Genomic DNA, 16,365 nt, shown 5'->3' on the forward strand with positions numbered 1-16,365 from the left:
CAGGATCATAGGCCTCGCCCGGCACCTGCACAATCGTACAAGACCCCGGCAGACAAGGAATGCAGACTGGGTTAACGTGTTTCCATCCCTTTTTTGTGACAAGCCACCATGGGCAAACCGACTCCTATCCTCGACTGGCTCCACCGCGCGCCGCACGCCAGCGGCCTGGACCGTATCGAGGCGTACTTTGCCGGCTTCGCCTTCGACCCGCATCGCCATGACACCTACGCCATCGGGCGCACGCTGTTCGGTGTACAGAGCTTTCATTACCGCGGCGGCATGACCCACAGCATGCCTGGCACGACCATGGTGATTCACCCCGATGAAACCCACGACGGGCGCGCCGGCAGCGAGGAAGGCTTCAAATATCGGATGATCTATGTGGAGCCGGCGCTGATCCAGCATATCATCGGCGGCAAGCCGTTGCCGTTCATTCCTGGCGGATTGTCCAGCGACCCATGGCTGCACCGTGCCAGTGAAGTGCTGCTGCAAAGCCTGGATTGCCCGATCGACCCGCTGCAGGAACAGGACGCGATGTTCGACCTGGCGCAGGCCCTGAGCAATGCCTCAGGCGCGATTGCCAGTCGCAAGACGTTCGATTACGTGGCCGCCGAGCGCGCGCGGGAATTTATCCACAGCGCGCTGGGCCGCAGCATCACCCTGGATGAAATCGCCGAGCACGCCGGTCGGGACCGCTGGGCGTTATCGCGGGATTTTCGCCTGTTGTTCGCCACCAGCCCGTATCGCTACCTGACCATGCGCCGCCTGGATCTGGTGCGCAGCCTGTTGGCCCAGGGCCAGTCACTGGTGGACGCGGCGTTGACCGCCGGGTTCACCGACCAGAGCCATATGACCCGACAATTTCGCAGCACTTACGGCATGCCGCCCTCGCGCTGGGTGAAGATGCTCGGGCGCTGAGGGCCTGGCCTGGAATACACCCACGCCTACCGTTGATCTAGGTGGTTTCCAGCAACGCGTCCGGCTTCGGTGCGCGCGCTCTGAGCCCCAGCGCCAGCAGCGCCCCGGCCAAGGCAATCGTCGCACTCCAGCCCATCGCCGCTTCGATCCCCGCCGCCTGGCTCGACCCGGCATTTGCCACTGACACCAGCACCGCCAGGCCCAGCGCCCCACCGATCTGCTGGCTGGTAGATGCCATTCCCGCCGCCACGCCTTGCTCGCCTGGCCGGATGCCCAGCCCCGCAGCGACCCACATCGCGGTCCAGGTCATGCCCTGGCCGATGCTCAGGATGAAAATCCCCGGCAGCAGCGACCAGAACCCTACCCCTGTCGGCAACGCCCAGCACACCAGCGCAATCCCCACGGCACCGGCCAGTTGCCCGCAGACCAGCGTGTTGCGTAACCCCAACCGGGCGAGCGAACGCTCCGCCAGCCAGATCCCGAACGTGCACACCAGGGTCGCGGGTAAAAACGCCAACCCTGCCTGCAGCACGCTGTAGTCGTAGACCTGCTGGTAATACAGCGCGAGAAAGTAGTACTGCACGCCAAAGCTGCTCATGAACACCGCCGTCAGCACCATCGCCATGCGCAACTCGCGATAGGCAAACAAACGCAGCGGCATCAGTGGGTCGCGGCCGCGATGTTCAATCCAGGCGAACAGGCCGAGCAGCGCCAACGCCAAGCCCAGGCAACCCAGCGTGGACGGTGCCGTCCAGCCCCATTCAGGCCCCTGCACCAGCGAAAACACCAGCAAGGTGCCGCCAACGGTCACGGTCAACGCGCCGCTCACATCAAAGTTGCGCCCGCGCGCACGCTCGCCATCGGCGGGGATCCAGTAGCGCGCCGCCCAGGCGCAACCGCCCGCCAGCGGCACGTTGACCAAAAATACCGCCTCCCACCCCCAGGCCTGAGTCAGCACGCCACCCAGCAGCGCGCCGAGCGCCAGGCCTGCCGCCGACGCCGCACTCCACACGGCAAACGCGCGGTTGCGCGCCGGCCCTTCGGCATAGTGGGTGTTGATCAGGGCCAAGGTCGCCGGAAACAACAACGCCCCGCCCACCCCCTGCACGGCCCGCGCCAGCACCAGCAACACGGCGCTGCCACCGAGCACCGCAGCCAGGGAGGCCAGCGCATATAACGACTGGCCGACCCGATACAGACGGCGCTTGCCAAGCAAATCCGTGGCGCGCCCGCCGAGTAGCAGGAAACCGCCAAACGCCACGCTGTAGGCACTCACCACCCACTGCAATTGCGCGGCGGAGAAGTTCAGATGCGCGCCAATCTGCGGCAGCGCCACGAACACGATGGTCGCATCCAGCGCAATAATCAGTTGCGCCGTGGCCAGCAGCATCAGCATCCAGCCTGAGGGTCGAGAGGGAGACATCACAGCGTCCTGTCCGAAAATGAGAAGCCGCCAGTGTCTTTTATGCGAAACAGATGATAAATAGCGCAATCACTCTTTCAGTAATGACTTTAATCATGGATCTGAACGCTGTTCGCCTGTTGGTCCGCGTGGCCGAAACCCGCAGTTTCACGCGTGCGGCCGCAGACCTGGGACTGACCCAGTCGGGCCTGTCTCGCGCCATTTCGCGCCTCGAACAGGAACTGGGCGTACGCCTGCTGCAACGCAACACCCGCAGCGTCAGCCTGACGCCCGACGGGCAGATGCTCTATGAGCGCAGCGCGCCGCTGTTGGCAGAATTAGCCGAGGCCGAAAAGCTGATGCTCGACCGCCGCAGCACCCCTTCCGGCCTGTTGAAGATCAGCACGCCCTCGCTGTTCGGGCGCAAGGTGGTCATGCCGGTGATCGGCGAGCTGACCTTGCGTTACCCCGCGTTGCGCATCGAAGCAGTGATGACCGACCGCCTGGTGGACATCGTCGATGAAGGCTTCGACGCGCTCCTGCGCACCGGCGAGATCCAGGACCAACGCCTGATCGCCCGCCCGCTGGCGCCGCTGCGCTGGATCACGGTCGCCTCGCCGGCTTACCTGGCGCGCTTCGGTACACCGCAGAGCGTCGACGAACTCAAGGACCACAACTGCCTGACCGTGCGCAATCTGCGCAACGGGCGCATGGTCGATTGGCAGTTCATGCTCGATGGCAAGGTGCAGGACGTGAGTGTCGAAGGGCGGCTGATCTTTGATATCGGTGATGCACTGGTCGACGGCGCTGTCGGCGGCTTCGGCATCGCCCAGGTCATGGACTTTGCCGTGCGCGACGACTTGGCCGCCGGGCGCCTGGTGCCGCTGCTGGAAAACTTCGCTGGCCGCCGCCGGGCGATCTCGCTGGTTTACCCGCCGTCCCGACAGTACTCGCCAAAACTGATGGCGTTTGCCGAAGCCCTCGGCCAGGCGCAATGGTAACCCTGCAGGCGCAGACACGCCGGCGCCTGCGGGGGCTGTCTCAAGGCAAGGTTTTACCGTCAATCGGCGCGCCGATGGTGAGGAAATGCCCGCCCGCCACATGGTGCAAGGTGCGCAGCGAATCATGCCCTTCGAAGTGCCAGCGGCCGTCGCTGAACACGCGCTCGTCGGCATAAGCCGCCACCACTTCACCCAGGAACAGGTCGTAGGCCTGCTGGTTGTGCGGTTCGGGCAGCAGGCGGCATTCCAGCCAGGCCACACAGCCTTCCAGCAATGGCGCTTCTGTGTGTTCACCGCTGAAGGTGTGCAGGCCGTAGGCGGCAAATTTGTCCGTCTCAGAGCCGGTGGTGTTGCCGACGGTCTGGACCAGATCGACCTGGGCCACGCAAGGCACCTGCAGCACGAAAGTGCCGGCGCCTTCCAGCAGTTGGCGGGTCCAGGTGGCTTTGTCCAATACAACCGCGACTTTCGGCGGTTCGAAATCCAGCGGCATCGCCCAGGCGGCGGCCATGATATTGCGCTGGCCGTTGTGGGCCGCGCTGACCAGCACGGTAGGCCCATGGTTGAGCAGGCGGTAGGCCTTGGACAGCGGAACGGGGCGGCGGTGAGTAGGGCTCATGGAGGATCGGCTCTTCAAGCGGAAAAAACCTACGATACCTCAAGCACAAGCCCCACGGCTCAGCTCGACAACTGGTTTGCGAATTGTCCCACTGCACTGACCACTTTTTGCGCACCGTCCTGGATTTCGACGATGACCGTGCCCGCCTCCGCCGCGAGGGCCAGGCCCTGCTCGGCTTGCAGACGGCCATCAGTCATCAGGGTTACCGCATCGCGGGCCATGTCCTGGTTCTGCCGCACCACGCCGACAATCTCCTCGGTGGCTTTGCTGGTACGTGACGCCAGCTGGCGCACCTCATCGGCCACCACCGCGAAACCACGCCCTTGTTCACCGGCGCGCGCCGCTTCAATGGCGGCGTTCAGCGCCAGCAAGTTGGTCTGCTCGGCGATGCCGCTGATGGTCTTGACGATGGTGCCGATCACTTGGGACTGGGCGTTGAGCGCCTCGATGCCCTCGCCGGCCTGTTGCATGTGCTTGGCCAGATCGCGCATCACGTCCACCGCCTGGGTCACCACCGTAGTACCGCGCTGGGCACTGCTGTCGGTGTGCAACGACGTGCTGTAGGCAATGTTCGCTGCCTCAGCGACGGCCTGCTCCTGATTGACCTGGTCGGTGATCACCGTGGCGAACTTGACCACTTTGTACAGCCGGTCGTTGGCATCCAGCACCGGGTTGTAGGTGGCTTCCAGCCAAACGGTGCGGCCATGGCTGTCCACACGCTTGAAGCGCGCCGCGACGAACTCGCCGGCGTTCAAGCGCTTCCAGAAGTGTTGGTATTCGGCGCTGTTGTACTCTTCCGGCGCGCAGAACATACGGTGATGTTTGCCCTGGATCTGCGCCAGGCTGTAACCCATGCCGCCGAGAAAACGATCGTTGGCAGTGAGCACGTGCCCGCCCAGGTCGAACTCGATCACGGCGGTGGACCGCACCAACGCGGTGATCAGGTTTTCATGCTCGCGAGAGGCCTCGATCGTGCGGGTGAGGTCGCTGGAGTAGATCGAAAAATGCTTGATGCGCCCTTCCGAACTGCGCACCGGCTGCAAGATCGAGCGCAGCCACGCCTCCTGGCCATTGCCGCGCATCAGGCGCACGGTGCCGGCGAAATGCTCACCGCGCACCAGGGCGTTCTTGAAGCGGCGATGGAATTCATCATTGCGCACATGATCGGGCACCAGGTCTTCGATCGGGCGACCGAGAATGTTGCTCGACGCGTACACCAGTTCCTGCAGGAAGTTGGCGTTGGCCCACTCCACCCGGCCTTCGGCGTCCAGCGTCAGGCACAGCATTTCGCTTTCCAGGCTCTCCTTGACCTGTTGCAAGCTGGACAATTCTTCGCGAAGAGCCGACAGCTCCTGCTTCAAACGGGTGTTGAACATGGGGCACCGATGGTCATTTGGGGAGAGTGATCTGACCTGCATCGGCGCTGGCGGCGTTTTCTGAAGCGCTTTTTTGCGTGGGCCCCACTGTTTTTTTGGATCCATCAACTGCCGTTATTTCGGCACACACCCATCACTTGATATTCCAGGGTATTGAGATTGCCGCGGGAGTCTTCATAGGTCATGCGCGAGGGCACGGGATTGCACGCGCGGATCGGCGGCGTCACGTTGATCACCTTGGCAATGTCCAGTTTCATGCCGTAGCGATACGCCTGCACCTCGGGCGCCGGCTTGCCGTTTTTCACCGCGTAGTCGGCCATGGCTTTTTCATTGCGCTCCATCATCAACGCAAAAGTGCGATCACCGCCGCCTTCGGCCAATGCGCCCAGTGACAGGCTTGCGGTAAATACACCCAGGGCGATTGCATAAAAGTTCATCACAGGTTCCTCGACTGAAAGTTCAGTGCCGAGACTAACCAGCGAACCCTGACGCGATGTTCACCAGAACATTACTTATTTGTTAGGTGGCCACCAGTTTCCAGAATTGTAATGTTGCCGCCACCCAGTCGTTATCCACGGTTTGCAACTATCAGCCCGGGCCAGATCAATAAGAACGCCCGCCTCCATAAGAAGCTGATCACTGCCAATACCGAGGAGCGAAACATGCGGATCCGTTATTACACCCTTCCCCTGTCACTGGTCGCCACGTTGCCGCTGGCCGCCGTGGCAGTAGAAGAAAAACCCGAAGGGTTTATCGAAGGCAGCAGCGTGAACGTGCTGGCGCGCAATTTCTATTTCAATCGCGATGACCGCAAGGGCCAGTCCAGCCCCACCGGCAACGGTTACTCCGAAGCCTGGGCCCAGGGGTTCATCGGTAAATTCGAATCCGGGTTCACCCAAGGCACGGTGGGGTTTGGCCTGGATGCGTTTGCCATGGTCGGCCTGAAGCTCGACTCGGGCACCGGCCGCAGCGGTGGCAAAGGCTCGTTCGGCGTGCTGCCGGTGGACAGCGACAACCATCCCGAAGACAGCTACAGCAAGGTCGGCGGCGCGGCGAAATTGCGCGTGCTGGACACGGTGATCAAGGCCGGCGACGTATTCCCGCTGAACCCGGTGGTGGCCTATGGCGATTCGCGCCTGCTGCCGGAAAGCTTTCGTGGCGTGACCGTGCAAAACACCAGCCTGGAAGGCCTGAGCCTGCAGGGCGGGCGTTTGAGCGGCATGAGCCAGCCCAGCGAAAGCGGCATGGATAAAGGCTTTGCAACGTTTTATGCAGGCAAGGTCGACTCGCCCTGGATCAGCTATTTCGGCGGCGACTACAGCCTCAACCAGCACCTCAGCTTCAGCCTCTACAGCAGCCGCCTGAAAGACGCCTGGGACCAGTATTACGCGGGCAGCGCCGCCAGCTACCCACTGACCGACGACGTCTCGCTGTTCGGCGACGTCAACCTTTACAAGGCGGTGGATGAAGGCAAAAAGCTGCTTGGCGAATTCGACAACACCATCTGGAGCGCCAGGCTCGGCGTCAAGGTTGGCGCCCACAGCCTGGCCGTGTCGCACCAGCGCAACAACGGTGATGACGACTTCGATTACCTGCGCCAGTCGGATTCGATCTTCCTCAACAACTCGATCCAGTACAGCGACTTCAACTCCCCCAAGGAGCGCTCGTGGATGCTGCGCTACGACTTGGACATGCAGCCCTTCGGCATTCCCGGCCTGTCGTTCATGACCCGCTACGGCAAGGGCACCGGCGCCGACTACAGCGACGCCAACGCGGTGTACATGCGCCGCGACGCGGCCGGCAATCCACTCACCGACCAGCGTCGCTGGGAGCGGGATGTCGAGGCCAAGTACGTGGTGCAAAGTGGCACGCTGAAGGACTTGTCGCTGCGCCTGCGCCAGGCCACGGTGCGCTCCAGTGCGTTCGAATCCGACCTGGAGGAAGTTCGCCTGATTGCCGAATACCCGCTGGTGGCGCTGTGAGTCGTTACAGTCGTTCGCGGTTAACTAACATCTGTTCACAAATAGCCAGGTATCAGAACTGTAATATTGGGCCCACCTTCCCGTTAAGTTGAACTTCTTATAGTGGACTCAACGCGTCATACACCGAGCACATTCATCTCTGAAGCTTTTGTGTAGCTCCTTTGGAAAGAGATGGATTTTTAACGCCCCGGTCGGGGCGTTTTTTTTGCGCACGCCCTTATGCGGCCGATGGTCGCAGTTGACCCTGAAGCGACTTCACGGTTGAGAATTTCCCCCTACCCCGAACACGTCATTCCATAAGGACATGGACCTCCCCTCTCGTAAAAAAAGGTAAACCCCCCATGCGTATCCTTGTGGTTGAGGACGAGCAGAAAACCGCTGACTACTTGCAACAGGGCCTGACCGAAAGTGGCTATGTCGTCGATTGCGCCGCCAGCGGCATCGATGGCCTGCACCTGGCCAGGCAGCACACTTATGAACTGGTGATACTCGACGTGAACCTGCCCAACACCGACGGTTGGGAGGTGCTGGAACAGCTGCGCCGCGACGGCAATCAACGCGTGATGATGCTGACGGCACGCGGCCGGCTGGCCGACAAGATCAAGGGCCTGGACATGGGCGCCGATGATTACCTGGTCAAGCCCTTCGAGTTTCCCGAACTGCTGGCCCGTGTGCGCACGTTGCTGCGGCGCAGCGAGCACATCCCGCTGCCGGACGTGCTGCGTGTCGCGGACCTGGAGCTGGACCCGCGCCGCCATCGCGCCTATCGCGGCAACCGGCGGATCGACCTGACCACCAAGGAGTTCGCCTTGCTGCACGTGTTGATGCGCCAGGCCGGCGAAGTGATGACTCGCACGCAGATCATCTCCCTGGTGTGGGACATGAACTTCGACTGCGACACCAACGTGGTGGAAGTCTCCATCAGTCGCCTGCGCGGCAAGGTCGATGACCAGAGCGAGGTCAAACTGATCCACACCATTCGCGGCGTCGGCTACGTGCTGGAGGCACGCCCATGAGGACCAGCAGCCTGTCGATGCGCCTGGGCCTGACGGTCAGCCTGATGGGCGCCGGCCTGGTCGTGCTGTTGGCGACCCTGGCTTACCTGGCGCTGACCCACGAGCTGGACAAGCTCGCGCGCAAGGGCCTGGAAAACAAACTGGAGCAACTGGAACACAGCCTCGGCCAGGACCTCAAGCCGCACGATATTGCCGCCCGCCCCCATTCGCTGCTCGACCTGGTGATGGGCCACGACAACATCTACCTGACCATCATCGGCGGCGCCCCCGATGCACCGGTGCTGCTCAGCGTCGGTGCCAAGCCCCAGCAACCGCTGTTGCTCGACGTGGCCGCCGGCAAGACCCTGGCCTACCTCAATTGGGTGGATGGGCGCGGCAATCGCATCCTCAGTGCCACGCGGCTGATGCCGTTGCGCAGCGGCGAAAATGTGCGCGTGCTGCTGTCGCTGGACCGCTCCGATGATGAGGCCCTGCTCAGTGCCTACCTGCGCTCCACGGTGATCGCGCTGCCGATGCTGCTGCTCCTGATCGGCATGGGCGCCTGGTGGCTGGTGCAACGTGGGCTCGCGCCGCTGCAGCAGTTCAGCCGCGTGGCAGCCAAGGTCAGTACCCAGGACCTGACACACCGTTTGTCGCTGGACAACCTGCCCAAGGAGTTGGGCGAGCTGGCCGAAGGCATCAACTTCATGCTGCATCGCCTCGACGCCGGTGTGCAGCAGCTGTCGCAATTCTCCGATGACCTCGCCCACGAACTGCGCGCGCCACTGACCAACCTGATGGGCAAGGCCCAGGTGACCCTGTCCCGCGAGCGTCCCGGCGAGGCCTACAAGGCCGGGCTGGAATCCTGCGCCGAGGAAATGGAACGCCTGTCGCGCATCGTCTCCGACATGCTGTTTCTCGCCCAGGTCAGCCACCCCGCTGCACGGGCGGGTTTCGACGCGGTGTCGCTGGGTGCCGAAGCGCAGCGGGTCATGGCGCTGTTCGCCCTGAGCGCCGAAGACAAACACGTGAGCCTGAGCCTGCGCGGCGACGCCTGGATCAAGGGCGATCGCCTGATGATCCAGCGGGCGATTTCCAACCTGCTGTCCAACGCGATTCGCCATACGCCCGAGGGCTCCACGGTGTTGCTGCTGGTGGAAAGCTACGACCACAGCGTCTCGCTGTCGGTGGGCAACCCCGGCCGTGGCATCGAAGCTCACCACCTGCCACACCTGTTCGAACGCTTTTACCGCGCCGACAGCAGCCGTACCCGCGCCGAGGGCGGCACCGGGCTGGGGCTGGCCATCGTGCAGTCGATCATGCGCCTGCATCAGGGGCACGCCGACGTCAGCAGCCAGCCCGGGCGCTTTACGCGCTTCGACCTGGTGTTTCCTCTTCCTTGCGATGCGCCCACTGGTACAGCGCCGGCAGCACCAGCAAGGTCAGTAGCGTAGAAGAGATAATCCCGCCGATCACCACCGTCGCCAACGGGCGCTGCACTTCGGCGCCGGTGCCGGTGGCCAGGGCCATGGGGATGAACCCGAGGGAGGCCACCAGCGCAGTCATCAACACCGGGCGCAAACGGGTCAACGCGCCTTCGTGGATCGCCACCGACAACGAACGCCCCTCCTCGCGCAGGTTGCGGATGAAGGCAATCATCACCAACCCATTGAGCACCGCCACGCCGGACAAGGCAATAAAGCCCACCCCCGCCGAGATCGACAGCGGAATATCCCGCAGCCACAGCGCCATGATCCCACCGGTCAAGGCGAACGGAATCCCGGTGAACACCAGCAGCCCGTCCTTGAGGTTGTTGAACATCATGAACAGCAACCCGAACACCAGCAGCAGGGCGACCGGCACCACGATGCGCAAGCGCTCGGAGGCTTCCTTCAACTGCTCGAACTGGCCACCCCAGGTGGTCCAGTAACCCGCCGGCACTTTCACCTGCGCGCTGATCGCCGTTTCGGCCTCTGCCACGAACGAGCCAATATCACGCCCACGCACGTTGGCGCTGACGATCACCAGGCGCTTGCCATTTTCGCGGCTGATCTGGTTCGGGCCGAGGACCAGGTCCAGGCTGGCAACCTGGGACAAGGCGATAAACCCCAACTGCCCGGCCGCGTTACCCGCCAGCGCCGGCACCGGAATCAACAGCCGCGACAGGCCGTCGATATCGGTGCGCAGTGCGTCGGACAAACGCACGACCATGTCAAAACGTCGGTCACCTTCGTACAACGTACCGGCCTGGCGCCCTCCCACGGCAACCGCAATGGTGTCCTGCACGTCGCCGACATTCAGGCCAAAGCGCGCGGCCTTGTCACGGTCGATATTGATGGTCAGCACCGGTAGGCCGGAGGTCTGTTCCACCTTCACCTCCGAGGCGCCCCCGAGCTTTTGCAGGGTCTCGGCGATTTCCCCGGCCGTCGCGTTCAACACCGCCATGTCATCGCCGAAGACCTTCACCGCCACGTCGCTGCGCACCCCGGATATCAGCTCGTTGAAACGCAGCTGGATCGGTTGCGACAGTTCATACGCACTGCCCGGCACAATCGCACTGGCGCGCTGGATATCGGCGATCAGGGTTTCGCGGGACTTGTTCGGGTCCGGCCATTGGTCCTTCGGCTTGAGCATCACATAGCTGTCGGAAATGTTCGGCGGCATCGGGTCCGAGGCAATTTCGGCGGTGCCGGTACGCGCAAATACCCGCAGGATTTCCGGCACCTGGGCCATCAGGGTTTTTTCCAGTTGCTGCTGCATCTGCACCGATTGCGTCAGGCTGGTGCCGGGCACGCGCAAGGCCTGCTGGGCAAAGTCGCCTTCGCTGAGGCTGGGGATAAATTCGCTGCCCATGCGGCTGGCTACCCAGCCCGAGGCGAGGATGGTCACCACGGCCAGGCCGAACACCAGCGGACGACGCCCCATCACCCAATCCAGGACTGGCGCATACGCCCGGCGCGCGGTGCGCATCACCAGGTTTTCTTCCTCCTTGACCTTGCCGGTGACGAACAGGGCAATCGCGGCCGGCACAAAGGTTACCGACAGAATCATCGCACCCAGCAAGGCAATCACCACGGTGAAGGCCATGGGGTGGAACATCTTCCCGGCCACACCGGTGAGGGCGAAGATCGGCAGGTACACGACCATGATGATCAGTTGCCCGAAGATCAATGCGCGGCGGGCCTCCTTGGCAGCGGCAAACACTTCATGCAGGCGCTCGCTGCGGGTCAGCAGGCGGCCGTGACGCTGCTGCGCATGGGCCAGGCGGCGGATGGCGTTTTCGACGATCACCACCGCGCCGTCGACAATAATGCCGAAGTCCAGCGCACCGAGGCTCATCAGGTTGGCGCTGACCCGGTTGGTGAACATCCCGGTAAAGGTGAACAGCATCGCCAGGGGAATCACCATCGCGGTGATCAGCGCCGCACGGATATTGCCCAGAAACAGGAACAACACCGCCACCACCAGCAGCGCACCTTCGAAGAGGTTTTTCTTGACGGTGGCGATGGCTTTTTCGACCAGGTCGGTGCGGTCATACACGGTGACGGCCACCACCCCTGCGGGCAGCGAGCGATTGATGCTCTCGAGTTTTTTCGCCACCGCCTGGGACACGCTGCGACTGTTTTCGCCGATCAACATGAACACCGTGCCCAGCACCACTTCACGGCCGTTTTCGGTGGCCGCGCCGGTGCGCAATTCACGGCCGATCTCGACCTGGGCGACATTGCGCACGCGGATCGGCGTGCCCTCCACGCTCGTGATGACGATGTTGGCGATGTCGTCGATGGACGCCACTTGTCCCGGCGCCCGGATCAACAACTGCTCGCCGCTGCGCTCGATATAACCGGCGCCGACGTTGGCATTGTTGCGTTCAAGCGCCGTGACCAGGTCGCTCAAGGTCAGGTTGTAGGCCGCCAGGCGCTTGGGGTCGGGGGCGATCTGGTATTCCTTGGCAAAGCCGCCGATGGTGTTGATCTCGGCCACACCGGGCACGTTGCGCAGTTGCGGCTTGATGATCCAGTCCTGGATCACCCGCAGGTCCGTCGGCGTGTACGGCGTGCCGTCTTCCTTGAGTGCGCCGTCTTTGGCCTCGACGGTCCACAGGAAAATTTCGCCGAGGCCGGTGGAGATCGGCCCCATCGCGGTCTCGATGCCGGCCGGCAATTGTTCGCGGGCGGTTTGCAGGCGCTCATTGACCAACTGGCGGGCGAAGAACAGGTCGGTGCCGTCCTTGAAAATCACCGTCACCTGCGACAGGCCCGAGCGCGACAGCGAGCGGGTCTGCTGCATGCCGGGCAACCCGGCCATGGCGGTCTCGATGGGAAAGGTGATGCGCTGCTCGGTTTCCAGCGGCGAAAAACCCGCCGCCGCCGAGTTGATCTGCACCTGCACGTTGGTGATGTCGGGCACCGCGTCGATCGGCAGTTTCTGATAGCTGGCGATGCCGACACCGGCCATCAACAGCACCGCCAGCAGCACGATGATGCGCTGCTCGATGGCGAATTGGATAAGGCGCTCAAACATGAGAAATCACTCGCGGGATCAATGGGCGTGCTCGGCCGAGCCCTTGCCCAGTTCGGACTTGAGGATGAAGCTGCCAACCGTGGCCACTTGCGCCCCGGCATCGAGGCCTTGACGCACTTCGACGTAGCCGTTTTCACTCAGGCCGAGTTCGAGATGACGCGTGATAAAACCGTCCGGGGTACGCACGAATACCGACGGTTTGTCCTCGACGGTCTGGATCGCCGTATGCGGCACGGTGACCTTGGCCTGGTAGGTGTCGGTGGCCAGTTGCACCGTCACGAACAGCCCTGGGCGCCAGGCGTCGTCGGGGTTGGGCACCGTCACACGCACGGTGGCGGTGCGCGTCTGCTCGCCGAGTAAATTGCCGACATAAGCCACGCTGCCGAGTACCTCGGTGCCCATTTCGGTGGAGCTGACTTTCACCGGTTTGCCGAGCCGGACCTTGTTCAGATCCTTGGGAAACACGCCGAAGGTGACCCACACCTGGGACAGGTCCGAGAGGGTGAACGCGTTGCTGGTTTCGCTGACTACCTCGCCGACACCCAGGTGTTTTTCCACCACCACACCGGCGAAAGGCGCCCGCAATTCATAGCGGTTGCCGCCCACCAGCACGGCGCTGCCGCTGAGGGCCGTCATCTTCTGGCGGGCATTGTTCAGGGCGATTTCGGCCTCTTGCAGGGTCTGGCGCGCCAGCAGGTAGTCCTGCCCGGCGGAAATCTTGTCCTGCCACAATTGCCGCTCGCGCTGGAAGGTCGTGCGCGCCAGTTCGACCCGCCGCTCACTGGCGGCCAGCTCACTGCGCTGATCGGAAATCTGCTGGCTGGCGATCACCGCCAGCAGCTCGCCTTTCTTCACCGATTGCCCGAGATTGACCCGCACCGACTCCACCACCCCGGCCGCACGCGGCACGATATGCGAGGTGCGGTCCTCGTCGAAGCGCACCTCTCCCGGCAGCGTCAGCAACGTGCTGATCTGTCGGGGCTGGGCCTGGGCGAGCTGAATGCCGGCTGCTTCGATTTGCTGCTCGGTGAGTTCAAGTTTGCCTTCCTCTTCCTCGGCGCCGGCCACGCCAGACAGCATCAGGCCCAGGGCGACGGCAAGCGCCACGCCGTGTCGTTTGTTCATAAGCCACTCCAGAAAAAATCAAAACCGGGCGAGGTCGCCGTAAATCCGTTCGATACGCACCCAGGCCTCGGTGGCCTGGGCGGTTGCCGTGAGGTATTGGGTGCGGGCCGCAATCAGCGTGCGCTGGGCGTCCAGCACCTCGAGGAAGTTGAACTTGCCCATTTCAAAGCCCCGCGTGGCACTGTCCACCGCGCTTTGCGCAGCCGGCAGGATCTGCTGGTTGAACGCGCGCACTTCGGTATTGGCGGTGTGCCACAGGTCCAGGGCCTGGCGGATTTCGGTGCGCAAGCGCAGTTCGGCGGCGTTACGCAGGTCGCGGGCCTGGTCGGCGCGGCGGCTGGCAGCGAGGACATTGCCCTGGTTGCGATTGAACAGCGGGATCGGCATCGACACGCCCACCAGGTTGACCCGCTCGCGCACGCTGGCGTCGTACTGGCTGCCGATGGACACATCCAGGTCGGGAATACGCTGGGCTTTTTCCAGGCCCACGCTGGCTTCGTTCTGCAGGATCTGCAGTTCGGCCAGGCGCAACTCGGCGGTCTGTTCCAGGCGTGCGAGCAATTGATTCGCGGAGGGTAATGAAGGGGTGGACTGAGGCTGTGTGGCGAGGGCCTGGAAGTCGGTCGACGCGCTGCCGGTACTCGCGGCCAGACGGCGGTAGGCGTCGGTGAGGCCCATCTGCGCGCGGTTGAGTTCGAGGCGGATCTCTGACAGCTGCACCTGGGCGCGCGTGGCCTCCACCGGCGACGACTTGCCAGCGCTGACGCGGCCGTTGGCGACCACCAGGCCGCGCTCGGCCAATGCCATGGAACGTTGCGCCAGGTCGAGGCGTTCCTGGGCGCGAAGGGCGCCGTAATAGCTGTCGATCACCTCGGCGCGCAGCGTGTTGCGCCGCTGCTCCAGGGTCAGCGCTGCGGCGTCCTGGGCGCGCGTGGCCACGTCAATGCGCGCACCGCGCTTGCCGCCCAACTCGAGGGTCTGGCTCAGTTTGATCGTGGTGGTGCGCGTATCGCGCCGCGTGTCTTCGGCATCCCAGGACGCCACCGGGTTGGGGATCAAGCCCGCCTGCTGGCGACCGCCTTCGGCGATGTCGATGTCCCACTGCGCGGCGGCAAGGTCAGGGTTATTGGCGAAGGCGGTTTGCAGGGCTGCGTCGAGGGTGAGGGTCTGCGCCTGGGCCACCGCAGCGACGCCCCACAACGCCACCGCCCCCAACAGTGTTCTAACAGAAATTGCCATAACGAAAGTTCCACGCCCATGAAGTCGCTGAGGTTTCCCAGCGGGGGGCAATGTAGCTTTCGGTACTTATCAGGGCGGTGGGCAGAACATTACAAATCCGTTAGCCAGGATCAGGCGTGCACCTCGTCATGTTCGTCATGCGCAAAACCGTCGCCTTCGACTTGGACGGTAGCGTGGGAAATATCGAATTGTTCATGCAGCATTTCCGTCACCTGGCTGAGGATCTTGTGCTCAGTGTCCAGCGCCGAATCGGTCACCAGATGTGTGCTCAGCACGTTTTTGCCGCTGGTCAGTGCCCAGATGTGCAGGTCATGCACATCCTTGACCCCGGGAATGGCGCGAATGGCCTGCTCCACCTGGTCGATATCGATACCGTCCGGCACGCCTTGCAGCAGTACGTTCATGCTTTCCTTGAGCAAGCTCCAGGTGCGCGGCAGTACCCAGAAGCCGATGGCTGCCGCCACCAGCGAGTCGACCCAACCCCAGCCCGTCAACATGATCACCACCGCCGCGATCATCACACCGATGGAGCCGAGCATGTCGCTCCAGACTTCCAGATAGGCGCCCTTGACGTTCAAGCTCTCGCCGCTGGCAGCGCTGAGCAGGCGCATGGCGATCAGGTTGACGATCAGCCCCAGCACCGCAATCACCAGCATGCCGGTGGACTGGATTTGCGCAGGCGCCTGTAGGCGTTGATAGGCCTCATACAGAATGTAAAACGCCACGGCGAAAAGCAGCAGTGCATTGAAAGCGGCTGCCAGGATTTCAAACCGCGCATACCCAAAGGTGCGCTTGCGGTCGGCGGCGCGCTTGGCGACCTGAATGGCCACCAGGGAAATCGCCAGGGCCAGGGCGTCGGTCATCATGTGGGCGGCGTCGGACAGCAGCGCCAGGCTACCGGTGACAAAGGCGCCGATGACTTCGGCAATCATGAAGCTGGTGGTCAGCCCCAGGGCGAACCATAACTTGCGCTCGTGGCCCGCGCGGACTTGGGCGTGGCTGTGTCCTGCACTCATGAGCAACCCTCGTGATGTTGTTGGCGGCAGGCGCTGGCGTGCCGGCTCCCACAGGTGTGTGATTGAGCATAGAGCTATAGGCCCGACTCATTGCCATAGGTTGCACAATTGTCATCAACGGGCCATTGGCACGTTACTGTCGAGCGCACCAAAATCGCACAGGCACGC

13 protein-coding genes and 1 pseudogene are annotated in these 16,365 nt (G+C 63.1%); 5 read left to right on the plus strand and 9 right to left on the minus strand.

The window, feature by feature from the left end; genetic code table 11:
* Positions 1-108 precede the first annotated feature (108 nt).
* Positions 109-918, plus strand: a complete 810-nt coding sequence (locus tag C9990_RS27745) for an AraC family transcriptional regulator (RefSeq protein ID WP_106805234.1) — start codon at positions 109-111, stop codon at positions 916-918.
* A 37-nt stretch (positions 919-955) separates the two neighbouring features.
* Here C9990_RS27745 and C9990_RS27750 read toward each other — a convergent pair whose 3' ends face one another.
* On the minus strand, positions 956-2,314 hold the full coding sequence (locus C9990_RS27750; protein ID WP_106805235.1) for an MFS transporter: 1,359 nt from the start codon (positions 2,312-2,314) through the stop codon (positions 956-958).
* A gap of 122 nt (positions 2,315-2,436) precedes the next feature.
* Here C9990_RS27750 and C9990_RS27755 point away from each other — a divergent pair, with 122 nt between their 5' ends.
* Positions 2,437-3,321 carry a LysR family transcriptional regulator gene (locus C9990_RS27755; protein WP_106805236.1) on the plus strand — a complete coding sequence of 295 codons (885 nt, stop codon included), beginning with the start codon at positions 2,437-2,439 and terminating at the stop codon, positions 3,319-3,321.
* A gap of 40 nt (positions 3,322-3,361) precedes the next feature.
* Here the strand turns inward: C9990_RS27755 and C9990_RS27760 are convergent, their stop codons facing one another.
* From C9990_RS27760 to C9990_RS27770, 4 genes and pseudogenes are all read right to left on the minus strand, one after another.
* Entirely contained in the window at positions 3,362-3,940 is a 579-nt protein-coding gene (locus tag C9990_RS27760) for a flavin reductase family protein (protein WP_106805237.1), read from the minus strand.
* Positions 3,941-3,999: 59 nt separating this feature from the next.
* Positions 4,000-4,431: a methyl-accepting chemotaxis protein gene (locus C9990_RS33190; RefSeq protein WP_371920712.1), complete on the minus strand. Its 432-nt coding sequence runs from the start codon at positions 4,429-4,431 to the stop codon at positions 4,000-4,002.
* A gap of 108 nt (positions 4,432-4,539) precedes the next feature.
* A pseudogene (locus C9990_RS33195) lies at positions 4,540-5,421 on the minus strand (PAS domain-containing protein); the annotation flags it as partial.
* Positions 5,421-5,753, minus strand: a complete 333-nt coding sequence (locus C9990_RS27770; RefSeq protein WP_065900430.1) for a DUF2790 domain-containing protein — start codon at positions 5,751-5,753, stop codon at positions 5,421-5,423. The pseudogene C9990_RS33195 and the gene C9990_RS27770, both read right to left, overlap by 1 nt.
* Positions 5,754-5,978: 225 nt before the next feature.
* Here C9990_RS27770 and C9990_RS27775 point away from each other — a divergent pair, with 225 nt between their 5' ends.
* From C9990_RS27775 to C9990_RS27785, 3 genes are all read left to right on the plus strand, one after another.
* Positions 5,979-7,298, plus strand: coding sequence for an OprD family porin (locus C9990_RS27775; RefSeq protein ID WP_106805724.1), 1,320 nt, complete (start codon positions 5,979-5,981; stop codon positions 7,296-7,298).
* Positions 7,299-7,639: 341 nt separating this feature from the next.
* Positions 7,640-8,314: a heavy metal response regulator transcription factor gene (locus tag C9990_RS27780; protein WP_065900428.1), complete on the plus strand. Its 675-nt coding sequence runs from the start codon at positions 7,640-7,642 to the stop codon at positions 8,312-8,314.
* The gene (locus C9990_RS27785; RefSeq protein ID WP_106805238.1) at positions 8,311-9,747 is read left to right on the plus strand and encodes a heavy metal sensor histidine kinase; all 1,437 of its coding nucleotides are present in this window, start codon (positions 8,311-8,313) and stop codon (positions 9,745-9,747) included. Before C9990_RS27780 ends, C9990_RS27785 begins: the two co-directional genes overlap by 4 nt.
* Here C9990_RS27785 and C9990_RS27790 read toward each other — a convergent pair.
* The 4 genes from C9990_RS27790 to C9990_RS27805 form a co-directional block, all read right to left on the minus strand.
* The gene (locus tag C9990_RS27790) at positions 9,662-12,817 is read right to left on the minus strand and encodes a CusA/CzcA family heavy metal efflux RND transporter (protein ID WP_106805239.1); all 3,156 of its coding nucleotides are present in this window, start codon (positions 12,815-12,817) and stop codon (positions 9,662-9,664) included. The two genes, C9990_RS27785 and C9990_RS27790, sit on opposite strands and share 86 nt — an antisense overlap.
* A gap of 18 nt (positions 12,818-12,835) precedes the next feature.
* A complete protein-coding gene (locus C9990_RS27795) occupies positions 12,836-13,942 on the minus strand; it encodes an efflux RND transporter periplasmic adaptor subunit (protein WP_106805240.1) in 1,107 nt (368 codons plus the stop codon).
* Between the two features lie 18 nt (positions 13,943-13,960).
* Positions 13,961-15,181, minus strand: coding sequence for a TolC family protein (locus C9990_RS27800; RefSeq protein WP_106805241.1), 1,221 nt, complete (start codon positions 15,179-15,181; stop codon positions 13,961-13,963).
* Positions 15,182-15,291: 110 nt separating this feature from the next.
* A complete protein-coding gene (locus C9990_RS27805) occupies positions 15,292-16,197 on the minus strand; it encodes a cation diffusion facilitator family transporter (RefSeq protein ID WP_106805242.1) in 906 nt (301 codons plus the stop codon).
* Between the last annotated feature and the right edge of the window lie 168 nt (positions 16,198-16,365).

This window comes from Pseudomonas sp. S5D5 (assembly GCF_003013355.1).
In the GTDB taxonomy this organism is placed as follows: domain Bacteria; phylum Pseudomonadota; class Gammaproteobacteria; order Pseudomonadales; family Pseudomonadaceae; genus Aquipseudomonas; species Aquipseudomonas aylmerensis.

What these genes read in the sequence shown, in the direction of transcription:
- C9990_RS27745 (WP_106805234.1), top strand. Translation starts at nt 109, where the DNA reads ATGGGCAAACCGACTCCTATCCTCGACTGGCTCCACCGCGCGCCGCAC.
- C9990_RS27750 (WP_106805235.1), bottom strand. Translation starts at nt 2,314, where the DNA reads ATGCTGATGCTGCTGGCCACGGCGCAACTGATTATTGCGCTGGATGCG.
- C9990_RS27755 (WP_106805236.1), top strand. Translation starts at nt 2,437, where the DNA reads ATGGATCTGAACGCTGTTCGCCTGTTGGTCCGCGTGGCCGAAACCCGC.
- C9990_RS27760 (WP_106805237.1), bottom strand. Translation starts at nt 3,940, where the DNA reads ATGAGCCCTACTCACCGCCGCCCCGTTCCGCTGTCCAAGGCCTACCGC.
- C9990_RS33190 (WP_371920712.1), bottom strand. Translation starts at nt 4,431, where the DNA reads ATGCGCGATCTGGCCAAGCACATGCAACAGGCCGGCGAGGGCATCGAG.
- C9990_RS27770 (WP_065900430.1), bottom strand. Translation starts at nt 5,753, where the DNA reads ATGAACTTTTATGCAATCGCCCTGGGTGTATTTACCGCAAGCCTGTCA.
- C9990_RS27775 (WP_106805724.1), top strand. Translation starts at nt 5,979, where the DNA reads ATGCGGATCCGTTATTACACCCTTCCCCTGTCACTGGTCGCCACGTTG.
- C9990_RS27780 (WP_065900428.1), top strand. Translation starts at nt 7,640, where the DNA reads ATGCGTATCCTTGTGGTTGAGGACGAGCAGAAAACCGCTGACTACTTG.
- C9990_RS27785 (WP_106805238.1), top strand. Translation starts at nt 8,311, where the DNA reads ATGAGGACCAGCAGCCTGTCGATGCGCCTGGGCCTGACGGTCAGCCTG.
- C9990_RS27790 (WP_106805239.1), bottom strand. Translation starts at nt 12,817, where the DNA reads ATGTTTGAGCGCCTTATCCAATTCGCCATCGAGCAGCGCATCATCGTG.
- C9990_RS27795 (WP_106805240.1), bottom strand. Translation starts at nt 13,942, where the DNA reads ATGAACAAACGACACGGCGTGGCGCTTGCCGTCGCCCTGGGCCTGATG.
- C9990_RS27800 (WP_106805241.1), bottom strand. Translation starts at nt 15,181, where the DNA reads ATGGCAATTTCTGTTAGAACACTGTTGGGGGCGGTGGCGTTGTGGGGC.
- C9990_RS27805 (WP_106805242.1), bottom strand. Translation starts at nt 16,197, where the DNA reads ATGAGTGCAGGACACAGCCACGCCCAAGTCCGCGCGGGCCACGAGCGC.